Consider the following 15,014-nt stretch of genomic DNA (forward strand, 5'->3'; position numbering starts at 1 on the left):
TTCGACGATACCCGGGCGGCCACCTCGGCGGGGTCGCCCGAAAGGATGAAAACGGTCGTGCCGATGGCTGATGTCAGGGAGGACTGCAGCCGGGAACGATGGAGGGCATGAACGCAACCTCGCCGACGACCGACAGTGCGACCCGCAGAGCCCGGAGTTCCCGGGCTGCCCCAGGAGAGCTTGCCAACGGTAGGAGACCTCCCTCGGGCTATATCCGTCTGCTGCGGGACCTGCCCGGGCATCGCTGGTTCAAACCGCTGCTCGTCGTCCTGCTCACGGTCGTGTACTACCTCGTCCTCCTCGTCGGGATCGTCATCGTCTTCGGCCTCTGGTCGGTGGTCAGCGCGGGTGGTGTCCTCGGGGGAATCGATGCGACCATTTCCGGCATCGACGACATGAACACGGTGACGGGCATGGTCTTGGCCCTGGTCTCCGTCATCGTCATGTGGCCGGCTCTCGAACTCGCGATGCTCAGCGTCTACCAGCGCTGGTTCTTCCCACTCATCTCGGTGCGTCCCGGGCTGGGGCTGCGTTTCGGACCGGGGCTGGGTTCGGGTGCAGTGCCCGGCGGAATGCGGTGGCGGCTGCTCGGACGGTACCTGCTGCTTGCCCTGCCGGTGTGGGTGGTCGGCCTCATCGTCCTCGGGATCGTCGCGCCCGAATCCGTCGCCCTCGACCGCGGAGCTGATTGGGACGGTCGACTCGCGCTCATGCTTGTGCTCGTGCTCCTCCTCGTTCCCGTTCAGGCCATGAGTGAGGAGCTCGTCTTCCGCGGGTTGGCGATGAACGTGATCGGCAGCTGGCTGCGCAGCCCCTGGTGGGCCGTGCTCATTCCCGTCCCGTTCTTCGTCTTCGGACACCTCTACGACGTCCCCGGTCTCATCAGCGTCGGCGTCTTCGCCGTCGTCATGGGACTGCTCACCCTGTGGACGAGCGGCCTCGAGGCGGCGATCGCGTTCCACACGGTCAACAACCTCTTCGCCTTCGGCCTCTGTGTCCTCACCGGGGCCGACCTCAACGCCACCGATGCTCCTGCGGCGCAGATTGCGGTCGGGATGGCCGCCCCGATCGTCTTCGCCCTCGTTGTCATCGTCGACGCCCGTCTACACGGGCCCGAACTGCGGGTGCCGCGGGGGCCTGGGGTCGCGTCGGACCCGGGTGCGGGGCAGTCCCCGGATCCGGTCGGCCGCGGCGCCGGGCTGCGTGCACCCCGCCGGCCGGTCTCCTCACGCAGTGAAGCGCACTCCGGTGAAGTCCTTCCGCCACGCGGCGACGTCGTCGGCGATCTCCCGCAGGACCACCTCGGCGGGGGAGTCTGAACCAGCTGCGGGGATCCGCGCTGTGTCGAGGGCGCGGGCGATGTACCCGGCGAGCCGGGGCATGTCGGGCTCGGTCATGCCGCGGCGGACGATCTCCGGGGTGCCGATGCGGATGCCGTTCTGATCATCAGGGACTTCGGGGACGGGCAGGCCGATGCCCGAGGTGAGGATGCCTGCCTGCTCGAGGACCCGGGCTGCCCGGGTGCCGCCGCCGAACGGGGCGGCGAGCAGCGCGAACTGGTGGGAGTCGGTGAACCCGCGTTCGCACTGGAAGGGCACGGCGCCGGCGTCGGCGAGGGACTCGGCCAGGGCGGCAGCGCACGTGCGCATCTGGCTCGCATAGTCGGCGCCGGCCTCGATCCAGTCGGCAAGGGTGACGCCGAGGGCCGCGACGGCTGCGGCGTCGAAGTTCGCGGTCATCCCGGGGAAGGCGATCTGGTCGATGCGTTCGGACAGTTCCGCGTCGTTGCTGAGCAGGAGCCCGTGCGTCGGCCCGCCGAGGCTCTTGTACGTGCTCATCGACATGAGGTGCGCGCCCTCGTCGAGCGGATTCGCCCACTGCCCGCCTGCGATCATCCCGCACAGGTGGGCGGCGTCGAAGAGGACTCTGGCGCCGACCTCGTCGGCGATCTCGCGGACCTGCGCGACCGGGTGCTCGAAGAGGTTGAGTGATCCGCCGATCGTGATGAGCGAGGGCCGCACTTCGCGCGCAAGCGTCGCGAGGGCATCGACATCGTAGGTGTAATGGGCGACGTCGACGGGCGCGCCGACGGTTCTCAGCCCGTAGAGTCCGGCGGCCCCCGCAGCGTGGTGGGTGACGTGCCCGCCGATCGTCGGAGGCGAAGCGATGATCGTATCCCCAGGTGAGGACGTTGCCATGAACGCGTAGAGGTTCGCCATCGCCCCGCTGGGCACACGCACCTCGGCGAAGTCGGCGTGGAAGAGGCGGGCGGCGAGCTCGGCGGTGATGACCTCGACCTGCTCGATGTGCTCAAGCCCCATCTCGTACTTCGCCCCGGCGTACCCGAGCGAGGTCCGCGACGCCGACCCGCCGGCGAGCAGCGCCGCCGCCCGTGGATTGAGCACGTTCGAGGCGGGATTGAGGTTGAACGCCTCCTCGTCGTGGAGGCGTTCGGAGGCGCTCATGAGGTCCTCGATTGTGTCCACGACCGCGGCCATCGGTGTGGTTCCGCCCTCGCCGAGGCGGTCATCGGCGATGTCCTCGATCCGGGTTTGGCTCTCGGCGGGGGCCCAGGTGCGGGGCGACTGGTGCATGGGGTGACTCCTTCGTCTCTGTCGTCCGCCGAACGTTCGGTCCCAGCAACCCTCCGCTCGTTGCGCCACCTGGCGCCACGGTGCTGAGCGCCGGGAAGGTTGCCGAATCGAAGCGATGCGGCGTCGAGATCGATCCTAATGAGTTCCGGACCTGCCTGGACATGTCGATCGATGAGCGTGCCGATAACGTATTTGTTCGCGAAATCTAATGATCGGTGGGGCGTCGCGGCGCGGGTAGGTGCGGCGTCGCGGCGCAGTGTTGAGGATCCGGAGTGTCGGGCGCGGTCCAGGCAGAGGAATCCTGGACGCTCGGTGCTGATTTTGCGCTCTCGAATCGCCACTGAGCGTCCAGAATTCGCAGGTCGCGATGGCTCAGCTGAGGGGGAGGACCGCAGTGACGGCGAAACCACCCTCGGGCGTCGGGCCGACGGCGAGCGTTCCGCCGAGGCCCTCGACGCGCTCCCGCATCCCGCGCAGACCGAACCCCGCGCCGAGGTGGCTGAGGCGATCGTCAGCCGCGCCGTGACTGGTCGCATTGTGACTGCCCGCGTTGCCACTTGCCACGCTGGCGCTTCCCGTTCCGGCGGCGGTGCCGACGAAAGCCGTGCCAGCGGTTGCATTGTCGACGATCGCGTTGTCGACGGTCGCAGTGCCGGTCGACCGGCCATGAGACGTCGACTCATTCCCGCCGTCCGCAACCCCGTTGACGACGGACACCTCGACGCCGCTGCGCCCATCTGCTCCGACGGCCGGGCGGATCGTCACCGACACAGGGGCGCCGGGCGCATGGCGCAGAGCATTCGACAGGCCCTCCTGGACGACACGGAACGCCGTCAGCCCCGTCGTCGGCGCGACGGGCTGGGACCTGAGTCCGAACTCGAGGTCGACGTGCGCCCCCGTGCCCCTGGTCGCCGAGACGAGCGAGGGGATGTCCCCGATCGTCGGCTGCGGGGCGGTCTCGGCATCTCGTCCGCCGCGGAGGATCGTCAGCAGCCCCCTCATCTCGGTCAGCGCCTGCCGCGCCGAACCGGCGATCGAATCGAACTCCTCGAGACTGCGATCATCGAGGTCAGCCAGCCTGTAGCGGGCCGTCGTCGCCTGCACGCTGATGACCGACATGCTGTGGGCGACGACGTCGTGGAGCTCCTGGGCGATGCGGTTGCGGTCCTCGAGCTCGGTGCGCTTGGCCAGCTCCTCGGCGCCGAGGCGGCGTTCGACGGCGAGCTGCCTGCGACCGGTCAGCCACAGCCGGATGAGCGCCGCGATGCCGGCGACCCCTGCCGTCACCGAGGCGGTCGTGATGACGTTCGACAGCGCCCCGGTCACCCCGTCCGGCAGGACGAGGAGGAGACTGCCGGCGCCGAGTGCCGCGCTCGCCGACCAGAGGACGATGAGGCCGACCCAGCTGTGACGGAGGCCGATGACGATGAGCGTGAACGAAAGCGAGAGCGTCGCCGTCACCGTCCACGGCCACACGAATCCCGTGGTGTGAGCAGTCGCGAGGATCCCTGCCGCCGAGGAGAGAAGACTGATGACGATCGCGACGACGGGGAGTCGGACCGCGAGCACCGGAGCTGCCGCCTGCGCCGCGGCGATGAGCATCGCGATGACGACCCAGACCCCGTACGTCGCGGCGTAGACGGGCCAGCCGGTGGCGAGCAGGGCGACGCCGGCGAAGATCGTCGTCAGCCAATACCAGCCGTCAGCGCTGGTCAGACCCTGTGGGTTGGTCAGCTTTTCCGGGGTGGCCGGACCCCCTGCGTTGGCGGGTCCCTGTGTGCCCACGCGTCCTTGCGGGTTCCCGGGCTCGGGCGATCCGGTGGCCGTGCTCATCGCGCCGCACCCGCTGCCGCCGAGGCGGAGCCCACGACCGGAGCTGTCGCCCCCGCCGCCGGCACCGAACCGGCCGGTCCCCAGGCATCAGTTGCACCGACGGTTGTCGCGCGAGCCGTCGTCTGCTGGGAGGTCATGGTCGCCTCGGTGGGGCGAGGGGCGAGTCCGGCGGTGACGGCGGCGATCTCGAGGCGGGCCATCGCGTGGAGGACGAAGGGGAACGTCACGAGGAGGATGAGGCCGGCCGCGAACTGGAAGGTCGCCTCGGCGGAGAAGCCGAGATCGACGATGGGTGCGCGGTTCCAGCCTGCGACGATGAGGTTGAGCAGGCCGCTGCCGTCGTCGGGCAGGAAGCGGCCCCAGTAGAAGTACGACAGGCCGCCGAGCGCGCCGACGAACCACGACACCGCGACGCTGAAGGTGACGATGCGCACCGGCAGGGCGAAGACGGATTCGAAGAGCAGGTCGGTCCAGTGGCGGCCCTCGGCGACGATGCCCAGCCATCCGCGGAGGCCGCGGGCGCGGGGACGGTTGGTCACCTCGGCGATCGGGGCGCCCCAGCGAGTGGCCCGACGGCGGGAGAGGTTCGCGAACGCGGTCGCGACGAGGAGGGTGACGGGCAGGAGGAGCACGCCGATCCAGATGACCGCGGTGGCGACCGAGAGGGTGAGGAGGACGACGAGGACGATGACGGCGGCGAGCGAGATGAAGAATCCCGGGGCGACGAGGCGGGTGTCGCGACCGAGGCTGTGCCACATCCGGGACCAGCGCGACCGTGCGGCTCGCGGGGAGCCGGCCGGGGCGACGGGGGCGGTGGTGGGCACGGTCTCAGCGTACGCGGCTTCGGTGGTGGGGATCATGAGGACTCCTGTGTGAGTGGGTGATGCGGTGGTGCTCTGACGCCTCGAACGTTAGGGAGCGGGTCGCGGACCGCGCATCATACCCAGGAGTGAATCCGATCCCCGCCGAGGTGGTCCTCCGGGGTGAGGGTGCGCGGCGGGGGCCGTGGCGGGTGGGGCTGGGTGTGCGGGTCGGGTAGCGTGAGGGCATGACCGAGACTGCGATTCGCATTGCGATCGTCGACGACCAGGCGATGGTCCGTCAGGGCTTCGGCGCGCTCCTCGACGCACAGCCGGACATGAGCGTCGTCGGCAGCGCCGAGGACGGTGCGCAGGTCGTCGACCTCGTCCGTCGCACCGCACCCGACATCATCCTCATGGACATCCGCATGCCGCAGCTCAACGGCCTCGACGCGACGCGCGCGGTCTTCCAGATGCCGGGCGAGCACCCGAAGATCATCATGCTCACCACCTTCGACGCCGACGAGTACGTCTTCTCCGCCCTGCGCGCCGGGGCGAGCGGGTTCCTCCTCAAGGACGCCACCGCCGAGGACCTCATCTCTGCCATCCGCGTCGTCGCCGCCGGTGACTCCCTCCTCGCGCCGTCCGTGACCCGGCGCCTCATCGCCGAATACGTCGCCGGGCCGACCGTGGTCAAGGACACCGCTGTGCTCGGGCAGCTCACCGACCGGGAGATCGACGTCATGACCCGCGTGGCCAAGGGCAGCACCAACGCCGAGGTGGCCGCCGAGCTCTTCCTCGCCGAACAGACCGTGAAGACCCACGTGTCACGGATCCTCGCGAAGCTCGGGCTGCGCGACCGGGCGCAGATCGTCGTCGCCGCCTACGAGTCGGGACTCGTCGTCGCCGGAGGGTGAAGGGCTGCTGGCCGGTGCGATCGCGTGTGACGGCCCTGGGTGTGTCCTGCGCCCTGGTTTCCCGGACGCTCAGTGCTGATTTCGCACGCTCGAATCGGCACTCAGGGTCCGGAATCCTGCGGGTGAACGCCGCCATCCTCGTTCGCCGAGGCGGAACTCGTGTGCCTACTGTGTGAAGCCGGCGCCTACCGCGTGAGTCCGGCACCTGCCGCGAGTAACCGGCGCCTAGCGCGCGAAGCGGGCGCCCAGCTCCTTGACGATCGTCTCCGCCGAACCCGGCATCGCCCACCGGTAGCCGGTGCCGGCCCAGAGATTGAGGTTCTCCGGGTCGCCGGCCTTCTTCGCCTCGGCGCGCACACCCTTCGTCAGGTGGTGGACCGCCGGGTAGGCGTCGAGGGCGACCGGATCGAACTCACGGACGAAGTCGTTGACGAGCGCCCGCGCGGGACGTCCGGTGAAAGCCCTGGTCAGCCGGGTTTCTGAGTATTTCGCGGCATCCTGGAGGGCTGCCCGATGCGGCGCCGAGGTGCCCGCTTCGTCGGCGAGCAGCAGCAGGGTCCCGACGACGACCGCACTCGCCCCGGCTTCGAGCAGCTCCTCGACCGCCGCCACCCCGTCGACTCCGCCGCCGGCAGCGGTGGGGAGGTCCACCTCGGCGAGGATCTCCCGGAGAAGATCGAGCGTCGACCGATCCTCGATCGTCCGCGTCGGGTCGACCGTGCCCGTGTGACCGCCCGCGCGCGGACCCTGGACGATGATGGCGTCGACGCCGCGGGCCGCAGCCTCCGTGGCCTCGCCAACGGTCGTCACGGTGGCAGCGACCTCGGTGCCGACGGCGTGGAGACGGTCGACGACCTCGGCGGTGGGGAGGTTGAACGTCGTCGACACAAGCGGCACGGGATTGTCGATCAGCCACGCGATCTTCTCCTCGTAGTGGTCATCGTCGTCGACCGGCTCGGGGGCGAGCTCGACGCCGAACGATGCCGCCAGCGGGGTCAGCGCGGCGACGTACCGGTCGAAGGCGGCGCGGTCGAGCGGCACCGGATTCGGTGCGAAGAGGTTGACGCCGAAGGTCTCGGCAGACGCGCGCGCCCGCTCGACGAGGGGTGCGAGCGCGTCGACGGAGAGATAGCCGCCGGCGACGAACGGGAAGCCGCCGGCGGCGGCGACCGCCGTGACGAGTTCGGGCGTCGTCGTCCCACCGGCCATGGGGGCGCCGATGATCGGCAGCGGAGTGGTCTCGAAGGCGATGGTCATGTCTCGGCTCCTGACGTCGGGTGATGCGGCCATTCTCGCACCCGGTCCCGAGGGCTGCCGCGGCCTTCACTGGGCGGTCGCACCCGGACCCGCGGGCTGTGGTGTCTGGCCAGGGGCCGCCTCGTCACCCCGCGGGCTGCCGCGTCACCCCGTGGTAGCGGGTGCAGGCGGTGAGAACGGGACTCAAGCGTGATGCAGTGAGGCGTTTCGGCTCCCTACCGTCGGGGGCGTCCACCTCTCATACGCCGCGGCCACGCCGCCACCGCAGGCACGGAGCAGGCACCGCAGACTGCACGCCCGCCGGGTGTGCACCGCAGCATCGAACCAGGAGTCCCCATGTCTCTCACTGCACCTCCAACTCCGGGAGCCCCACCTCGGCGGGACACCTCGCCCCGTTCGGTCGACGCTCGTTTTCCGGAACCGACCGACGTTCGTCAGCCCCACCCCCACCCCGGACGGGACCGAGCGCTCGACCTCGTGCGCTTCGGCTGCCTCGTTGTCGTGGTCGTCCTCCACGCGATGATGGCGACCGCGCAGCTCGGGCCCGACGGCCAGGTTTCCCCAACCGTCGCCCTGACCGGGACGACGGGTTTCACGATCGCCTCGTGGGGCTTCCAGATCATGCCGCTGTTCTTCCTCATCGGCGGCTACGCGGCCCTGCAGCAGTGGCATCGCACCCAGGCCGACGGCGGCACCTGGGCCGACTACCTGCGCAGACGATTGCGCCGCCTCGTCGGTCCGGTCACCGTCCTCATCCTCGCCGCCTGCACCGGGCTCGCCGTCGCCTCCGAATTCGGAGTGCCCGCCGAACTGCTCACCGAAGCGAGCCGACGCATCGGCCAACCCCTGTGGTTCCTCGCCGTCTACGTCGGACTCACCTCGCTCGTCCCGCTCGCGTCCCGGTTCCATGATCGTTGGCCGAGGCGGACCCTTCTGGTGCTCGCCACCGCCGTCGCCGTCGTCGACCTCCTTGCCGTCGTGACCGGGCTGAGCGCGATCGGGTACCTCAACTTCCTCGTCGTCTGGCCGCTCGTCCAGCAGCTCGGCTTCCTCTACGCCGACCTCCGGCGACGACCCGTGCGCCCCGCTGCCGTCGTCGCGGTCCTCATCGGGGCGCTCGCCATGCTCGGCTGGTCGGTGGCGGGAGGGGTCTACAGTCCCGACATGCTCGTCAACCTGAACCCGCCCACCGGCGCGCTCGTCCTCCTCGGTGTCGCGCAGATGTGCGTGCTCTGCCTCGTCCACGACCGCCTCGGCGAGGCCATTGCCGGGCGGACGCTGTGGGCCGGAGTCATCGAATGGGGGAACCGGTACGGCATGCACGTCTACCTCTGGCACCTGAGCGCGGCGATCGTGCTCATCGGAGTGCTCGGCGCGGGGGCAGGGCTGCTCGCACGGATGGGGGACACGGTCGGTCCATGGTTGGGGTCCCTCGTCCTCCCCGAGGTGGGCTCGCCGTGGTGGTGGCTGAGTCGACCGGTGTGGGTGCTCGCTGTGGTCGGCCTTGCGATGCTGCTCGCGATCGGGATGGCGAAGGTCGACGTTCCCCGGCAGGAGCGGCTCGTGCGGTGGGGGCATCTGTTCGCCGAGGTGGTCCGAGGTATCGCTGCACGCGCCGGAAGTGCCTGCGCGGCCGAAACTGTCGACACGGTCACTGACGATTGTGCGAAACGGGCCGTTCGCGACTCCGCGGATGTTGCCCCCTCCGATCACCGTCGGGGACGACGGTTCGACGAACGGACACGTGCGCTCACCGCGGTCGGGCTCGCCGTGTTCGGGATCGCAGTCGCGCTGCTCGTCGGCATCGCTCCGCTGTTCTGGACGGTCGTCTCGGGTGCTGCCCTGTCGGCCTCACTCGTCCTCGGCGCAGCGCTGGGGGAGGCGTGCGTCTGACTCAGCGGCCGCCGACCCTAATGCCTGATTCAGAGTTCGACGACCGGGATGCGCGACTCAGCGTTCGGCGAGGCGGGCGAGCGCCTCGGTGACGGTGCCCCAGCCTTCGAAGAACCCGAGCTCCTCATGCATGGCCCGCTGTTCGGGACTGGCGTGGCGGACGACGGCACGATAGTCGGTGCCGGACTCGCCGTCGCCGAGGATGATCTCCGTGGTCATGGCCACGGGCGCGGGCAGGGCCGGATGCCACGAACTGTCGACGGCGTTCGTGAAGACGAGGCGCTCGTTCTCCTCGATGCGCAGAAAGACGGCGTCGACGTGCGGGGTGAAGGTCTGTCCGTCCTCGCTCATCCGGGTGACGAAGGCGCCGCCGGGACGCAGGTCGAGGGCGTCGACGCGGAGGACCAGCGGGGCGGGGATCCACCACTGCACGAGCTGGGCCGGCTCGGTCCATGCCGACCAGATGGCCTCCTTCGGGGCGCGGATGACGCGTTCGATGAGGAGGTCGCGGTCGGGGTCGATGCCCGTGTCGAGGTTGCGATCGGGGCCGAGGTCGAAGTCGGGGCTCAGTGTCATGGGGTCTCCTTGTCGGTGATGGGGGGTCAGAGGTCGAGAGTGTCGGTTGCGAGCGGAGCGGGCGTCGTCGGGATCGCTTCCGCGTCGGGCATCGTCGGGATCATCAGCGAGGCGGGGTCGTCGAGGTCGGCGGCGGATCGGCGGTGACGAATGCGTCGAGGCGGTCGGTCGCCGCCTCCCAGCTGCGACGCTGGGTCTCGAGCCAGCCGTCGATGACGCCGAGCCGGCGTTCGTCGAGGACGCACGTGCGCACGCGTCCGGATTTGCGGGTGCGGATGAGGCCGCAGTCCTCGAGAGTGCGCACGTGCTTGAGGAACGACGGCAGGGAGATGCTCAGCGGCTCGGCGAGTTCGCTGATGGTCGCCGGTCCCCGGCCGAGGCGGTCGACGACGGCACGGCGCGTCGGATCGGCGAGCGCGGTGAAGATCTCGCTCAGCTCATCCGAATACTTAGCCATAAAGCTAACTATTGCACAGTCGGCGGGGAAGAGGAAGGGGCGGGATGGGAATGTGCCCGACGACCGCCTCGGCGAAGGCACCGAAATCCTGCCCGCGACGGCCGCGAGGTCGGACGACCACCTCGGCGGGGAACCGCACTCACCCCGTGCATGACGAAACATGACGCGGGAAGACGGGCAGATGACAGACGGTGACTCCACGGGTCGCATGGCGGGGAGCGTGCCGCGAACCGCCCTCAGACTGGTGGGACTTCGACAGCCGAGTCGGAGGTCTCCAGAGAGGAAGGATCTGCCGTGAGCTCACCCGATCACAGCTCGACAGACCGCAGCGGGGTCTCGACCCGTTCGGTCCACGCCGGCGCCGCCCCGGAATCGCACACCGGTTCCGTCGTCGCCCCGATCTTCCAGACCTCGACCTTCGAGATGGATGTCCCGGGTCAGACCCGGGCCGGCTTCGACTACGCCCGCACGGGCACCCCCAACCGGACCGACCTCGAAGAGGTACTGTGCGCGCTCGAGGGCGCGGAGTACGCGGCGGCCGTGAATTCGGGGACCTCGGCCGAGGTGGCCGTCTTCTCCGCGCTGCTCGGTCCCGGCGACGAGATCATCATCCCCCGCGACGTCTACGGCGGCACGTACCGGCTGCTGAAGAACGAGTACGAGCGCTGGGGCGTCGTCATCCGCACCGTCGACCTCACGGACACCGAGGCGCTCGCCGCCGCCGTCACCGACCGCACCGCGATCGTCTGGGCCGAGACCCCGAGCAACCCCGGCCTCGACGTCATCGACATCGCCGAGACCGCGCGCATCGCCCACGCCGCGAACGCGCTGCTCGCCGTCGATTCGACGTTCGCGACCCCGTATCTGCAGCGTCCGATCGAGCTCGGCGCCGACCTCGTCATCCATTCGACGACGAAGTTCATCAACGGCCATTCCGATGTCATCGGCGGGGCCGTGCTCGCCGGTGCAGGGCGGACGTGTCCTCGTGCCGCCGAGGTGATCGACCGTCTGACCAGCCACTTCGCATCCGTGGGGCTGGGGATCTCGCCGTTCGACGCGTGGCTGACGAGGCGGGGCATCAAGACGCTGCCCGTGCGGATGGCCGCGCACTGTGCGAATGCGCAGGCTGTCGCGGAGTGGCTCGAAGCTCGTCCGGAGATCGCCGAGGTGCACTATCCCGGACTGCCCTCACACCCGGGCCACGAGATCGCGAAGGCCCAGATGAGCGGGTTCGGGGGAGTGGTCTCGTTCTCCACCGACACCGAGGAGCGGGCGCTTGCGCTGGTGCGGAGCACGGAGCTCATCACGCTCGCCGAGTCGCTCGGCGGCGTCGAGTCCCTCATCGACCACCCGGCGACGATGACGCATCTGGCCGTCGCCGACTGCGAACTGAGCATCTCCGGTCGCTTCATCCGCCTGTCCGTGGGCATCGAGGATATCGCCGACATCCTCGCCGACCTCGACGCTGCGCTGGAGCGGACGAACACGGGGGCGCGGCTGACGGCGGTGGCTGACGAGGCGCCGGTCGGCGAGGCGCCTGCTGTGACGGAAGGTGCGGCGGAGGAAGAGTCGGGCGTCGAGGCTGCTGGGGAATCCGCAGGAGAGTCTGCCGGGGGTCCTGTCGGAGAGACGGGCGTCGCTGTCGAGACCGTGCTGCAACGCGCGTAGCTCGCCTCAGAGCGTCGCGTACCTCACCATTCGGGAGTGCCTTTTGGTCGCGGCACCCGCAGCTTCATTTCCTACACATACACGGGTAGAACATGAAGCTGCGGGTGCCGCGTGCTGAGCGAGACGTGTGATGTGAGGCTACGGGTAGGACGTGCCGCTGTGGGTGCGACGTGGACCAGCGGGTGTGGGTTCGGGCGTGACGTGGGGAAAACCCTAAGGGTGCTCGGTGGTCAACGTGCTGTTGCCGAGTGACCGGCCCGCGTAGCGTTGTCGGTATGAGTGAGAAGACCCCCGAGCAGCCGCAGGAGGAGCCGAACGGCTCCATGACTGCAGAGGCTCAGCACCACGGCGACACCAGCGGCCCCCCTGCCGCACAGCACCAGTCGGCAGACGCGCCGCTGGCCACCGAAGCCGGACAGTTCCGCATCGCCCCCCTCGACCTCGACGTCCCCTTCGCCGTCCCGCCCGCACAGCAGGCCTGGTCGGATACGACCGGCGGAGCGCAGACCGCCGAACAGGGCCGGCGAGAGCAGACCCCCCAGGACTCCGATCCGAGCGGGCACACCCGCGAATACCCGCAGACCCAGATCTTCGGACAGCCCGGCCGCACCGGCGAGACTCGTGAGAACACTGTCCACGATGCCTCCGCACAGCCCGGGGCTGCCACAGGCCACGGCACCCAGCGTCCGACCGCGCAGTACCCGCAGACTCAGGTCTTCGGCACTTCCGCTCAGACCTACCGCAGCGCTCCGCCGCGGGCCGATCTGCCGGTCCACCAGGCTGAACGCCAACCTCAGCCGGGCCCTGACCAGCCTCAGCAGGGCGGTCGCTACCCGCACCACTCGCACCCGATCGCCATCCCGCAGGGTCCCGGACCCGACGCGGGGCAGCCGATGTTGGGCGCACACCCGGCCGTGCCCGGCACCCACCCGGGAGCGACCGCGCACGCACCAGGCGCACACGCCCCCGGCGCGCACGCCCCCGCAACGCACGCCCCGATGCCCGTTCGCCAACAGCCGGCCCGACCGCCTCGGCGAAGGAAGCCCCGCCCTGAACCCCTGACGATGGTTCCGGTCACCGGTCCCATGCCCCTGACCACCGACGACGTCACCGAGATCCCGGCCGAGGGCCCGATCGACTGGCCGAAGCGTCCCGTCGGCGCCGTCGGCGTCGCGAACCTCTTCCTCTCCGCGGTCCTCGCGATCGTTTGGGCATGGATCCCGCTCGGCCTCCTCGTCACCGGCATCAGCGGCATCTTCGCCCTCGGCCTCGGCGTGCTCGCCCTCATCGCCTGGGTCATCGTCCAGCAGGTCGCCAACGTCGCCGAACGCTACCGGGCCGAACTCGTCTACGGGGACCGGATCCCCGTCCCGACGATCCCACGCAGCACCCGCGAATCAGGGTTCACCCGGTTCCTCCACAATCAGTGGCTGCTCGTGTCCTCTGCCCCGTTCTGGCGATCGACCGCCCACCACTTCATCAAGATCACCTTCGGCTTCGTCATCGTCGGCGGCACTGTCATCGGCATGTGCGGAGGCATCCTCGGGATCTTCTCCGCGATCAACCCCGACGGCATCCCCGGCCTGTTCATCGGCGCCGGCGACAGCGGCCTGGGACGCATCGGCGTGGCCATCGGCTCGCTCATCATCCTCGCGAGCTCCGCGGCGATCCTCTGGTTCGCCCCGTACCTCGACCGGGCACTCGACCGCAGCCTCCTCCCACCCCCGCGCACGGCAGCCCTGCAGGCCGAGGTCACCGAACTCGACCGTGCCCGCATGGCTGGGATCGACGCCGCCGCCGCTGAACGCCTGCGCATCGAACGCGACCTCCACGACGGCGCCCAGCCCCGCCTCGTCGCCCTGACGATGACGCTGGGTCTCGCGAAGTCGAAGATCGACACCGACCCGGAACGGGCCAAAGAGCTCGTCGCCGAAGCCCACGCCGAGGCGAAGGGCATCGTCACCGAACTGCGCCAGCTCGCCCGCGGCATCCACCCGGCCGTTCTCACCGACCGCGGCCTCGACGCGGCCGTGTCCGCGCTCGCTGGACGCTCGCCCATCCCCGTCGAGGTGGACGTGCGCCTCGGCGGCCGCATCGAACGGGAGGCCGAAGCCGTCGCCTACTTCGTCGTTGCCGAATGCCTGACGAACATCGCCAAGCACTCCGGGGCGACCGGGGCCAAGGTGCTCATCGCCCCCACCGAGGCGGGGGTCCAGATCGTCGTCACCGACAACGGGCACGGCGGCGCCCGGATCGACCGTTCAGGTCGGCACACGGGCATCGCCGGCCTCGTCGACCGGGTCGAAGCCGCTCGTGGGACACTGAACCTGACCAGCCCCGCAGGTGGGCCGACTACCATCGTTGTGGAGGTGCCATGCGCATCGTGATCGCCGAAGACTCAGCCATCCTCCGAGCCGGACTCGAACGACTCCTCGTCGACGCCGGACACGAGGTCATCGCGGCAGTGCCCGATGCCAACGAGCTGCTGGCGACCGTGAACACGATGCCCCCGGACCTCGCCGTCATCGACGTCCGCATGCCCCCGACGTTCACCGACGAGGGCATTCGGGCAGCGGTCCTCATCCGCAAGCAGAACCCCGACGTCAAGGTCCTCGTCTTCAGCCAGTACGTCGAGGAGCAGTACGCCTCCGAACTCATCGCCGAGAACACCGGCGGCTTCGGCTACCTCCTCAAGGACCGGGTCGCCGATGTCGAGGACTTCCTCTCCGCCGTCGACGAGGTGGCCAAGGGCGGCACCGTCCTCGACCCCGAAGTCGTCTCCCAGATCCTCGTGCGCACCCGCAAGACCGACGGTCTGTCCACCCTGAGCCCCCGCGAGCTCGAAGTCCTCCAGCTCATGGCCGAAGGCAAGTCGAACGCCGCGATCGCCGGCACCCTCTTCCTCAGCGCCGGCGCCGTCGAGAAGCACATCAGCTCGATCTTCACGAAGTTCGGGCTCACCGCCGACACCTCGGACAACCGCAGAGTCCTCGCCGTCCTCACCTTCCTCGGAGCCTAG

12 protein-coding genes are annotated in these 15,014 nt (G+C 69.7%); 6 read left to right on the forward strand and 6 right to left on the reverse strand.

Annotated features, from left to right (window positions below; all coding sequences use genetic code 11):
- The first annotated feature begins 107 nt into the window (after positions 1-107).
- Positions 108-1,319: a CPBP family intramembrane glutamic endopeptidase gene (locus AAHA49_RS12145; protein WP_342038496.1), complete on the forward strand. Its 1,212-nt coding sequence runs from the start codon at positions 108-110 to the stop codon at positions 1,317-1,319.
- Here the strand turns inward: AAHA49_RS12145 and AAHA49_RS12150 are convergent.
- The 3 genes from AAHA49_RS12150 to AAHA49_RS12160 form a co-directional block, all read right to left on the reverse strand.
- Positions 1,227-2,594, reverse strand: coding sequence for a serine hydroxymethyltransferase (locus tag AAHA49_RS12150; protein ID WP_342038497.1), 1,368 nt, complete (start codon positions 2,592-2,594; stop codon positions 1,227-1,229). The genes AAHA49_RS12145 and AAHA49_RS12150 overlap by 93 nt on opposite strands.
- A gap of 372 nt (positions 2,595-2,966) precedes the next feature.
- The gene (locus AAHA49_RS12155; protein ID WP_342038498.1) at positions 2,967-4,379 is read right to left on the reverse strand and encodes a sensor histidine kinase; all 1,413 of its coding nucleotides are present in this window, start codon (positions 4,377-4,379) and stop codon (positions 2,967-2,969) included.
- A 44-nt stretch (positions 4,380-4,423) separates the two neighbouring features.
- A complete protein-coding gene (locus AAHA49_RS12160; RefSeq protein ID WP_342038499.1) occupies positions 4,424-5,287 on the reverse strand; it encodes a sensor domain-containing protein in 864 nt (287 codons plus the stop codon).
- Between the two features lie 188 nt (positions 5,288-5,475).
- Here AAHA49_RS12160 and AAHA49_RS12165 point away from each other — a divergent pair, with 188 nt between their 5' ends.
- Positions 5,476-6,144: a response regulator gene (locus tag AAHA49_RS12165; protein WP_342038500.1), complete on the forward strand. Its 669-nt coding sequence runs from the start codon at positions 5,476-5,478 to the stop codon at positions 6,142-6,144.
- A 225-nt stretch (positions 6,145-6,369) separates the two neighbouring features.
- Here the strand turns inward: AAHA49_RS12165 and AAHA49_RS12170 are convergent, their stop codons facing one another.
- Entirely contained in the window at positions 6,370-7,401 is a 1,032-nt protein-coding gene (locus AAHA49_RS12170) for a nitronate monooxygenase (protein WP_342038501.1), read from the reverse strand.
- A 336-nt stretch (positions 7,402-7,737) separates the two neighbouring features.
- Between AAHA49_RS12170 and AAHA49_RS12175 the strand changes: the two genes are divergently transcribed.
- The gene (locus tag AAHA49_RS12175) at positions 7,738-9,294 is read left to right on the forward strand and encodes an acyltransferase family protein (protein WP_342038502.1); all 1,557 of its coding nucleotides are present in this window, start codon (positions 7,738-7,740) and stop codon (positions 9,292-9,294) included.
- Positions 9,295-9,351: 57 nt separating this feature from the next.
- On the opposite strand, the gene AAHA49_RS12180 is transcribed toward AAHA49_RS12175, so the two are convergent.
- Together AAHA49_RS12180 and AAHA49_RS12185 are read right to left on the reverse strand one after the other, a co-directional pair.
- Complete coding sequence (locus AAHA49_RS12180) at positions 9,352-9,870, reverse strand: SRPBCC domain-containing protein (RefSeq protein WP_342038503.1); 519 nt, start codon at positions 9,868-9,870, stop codon at positions 9,352-9,354.
- Positions 9,871-9,973: 103 nt separating this feature from the next.
- Positions 9,974-10,327, reverse strand: coding sequence for an ArsR/SmtB family transcription factor (locus AAHA49_RS12185; protein ID WP_342038504.1), 354 nt, complete (start codon positions 10,325-10,327; stop codon positions 9,974-9,976).
- A gap of 294 nt (positions 10,328-10,621) precedes the next feature.
- Here AAHA49_RS12185 and AAHA49_RS12190 point away from each other — a divergent pair, with 294 nt between their 5' ends.
- The 3 genes from AAHA49_RS12190 to AAHA49_RS12200 all read left to right on the forward strand — a co-directional run bounded on the left by AAHA49_RS12190 (position 10,622) and on the right by AAHA49_RS12200 (position 15,014).
- Entirely contained in the window at positions 10,622-11,995 is a 1,374-nt protein-coding gene (locus AAHA49_RS12190) for a trans-sulfuration enzyme family protein (RefSeq protein ID WP_342038505.1), read from the forward strand.
- Between the two features lie 275 nt (positions 11,996-12,270).
- Positions 12,271-14,382, forward strand: coding sequence for a sensor histidine kinase (locus AAHA49_RS12195; protein WP_342038506.1), 2,112 nt, complete (start codon positions 12,271-12,273; stop codon positions 14,380-14,382).
- Complete coding sequence (locus AAHA49_RS12200) at positions 14,370-15,014, forward strand: response regulator transcription factor (protein ID WP_009378844.1); 645 nt, start codon at positions 14,370-14,372, stop codon at positions 15,012-15,014. Before AAHA49_RS12195 ends, AAHA49_RS12200 begins: the two co-directional genes overlap by 13 nt.

This window comes from Brevibacterium ammoniilyticum (assembly GCF_038429965.1).
Lineage (GTDB): Bacteria > Actinomycetota > Actinomycetes > Actinomycetales > Brevibacteriaceae > Brevibacterium > Brevibacterium ammoniilyticum.

Excerpts from the sequence above, each read along its gene's own strand:
- AAHA49_RS12145 (WP_342038496.1), top strand. The coding sequence starts at position 108 with ATGAACGCAACCTCGCCGACGACCGACAGTGCGACCCGCAGAGCCCGG.
- AAHA49_RS12150 (WP_342038497.1), bottom strand. The coding sequence starts at position 2,594 with ATGCACCAGTCGCCCCGCACCTGGGCCCCCGCCGAGAGCCAAACCCGG.
- AAHA49_RS12160 (WP_342038499.1), bottom strand. The coding sequence starts at position 5,287 with ATGATCCCCACCACCGAAGCCGCGTACGCTGAGACCGTGCCCACCACC.
- AAHA49_RS12165 (WP_342038500.1), top strand. The coding sequence starts at position 5,476 with ATGACCGAGACTGCGATTCGCATTGCGATCGTCGACGACCAGGCGATG.
- AAHA49_RS12170 (WP_342038501.1), bottom strand. The coding sequence starts at position 7,401 with ATGACCATCGCCTTCGAGACCACTCCGCTGCCGATCATCGGCGCCCCC.
- AAHA49_RS12175 (WP_342038502.1), top strand. The coding sequence starts at position 7,738 with ATGTCTCTCACTGCACCTCCAACTCCGGGAGCCCCACCTCGGCGGGAC.
- AAHA49_RS12180 (WP_342038503.1), bottom strand. The coding sequence starts at position 9,870 with ATGACACTGAGCCCCGACTTCGACCTCGGCCCCGATCGCAACCTCGAC.
- AAHA49_RS12185 (WP_342038504.1), bottom strand. The coding sequence starts at position 10,327 with ATGGCTAAGTATTCGGATGAGCTGAGCGAGATCTTCACCGCGCTCGCC.
- AAHA49_RS12195 (WP_342038506.1), top strand. The coding sequence starts at position 12,271 with ATGAGTGAGAAGACCCCCGAGCAGCCGCAGGAGGAGCCGAACGGCTCC.
- AAHA49_RS12200 (WP_009378844.1), top strand. The coding sequence starts at position 14,370 with ATGCGCATCGTGATCGCCGAAGACTCAGCCATCCTCCGAGCCGGACTC.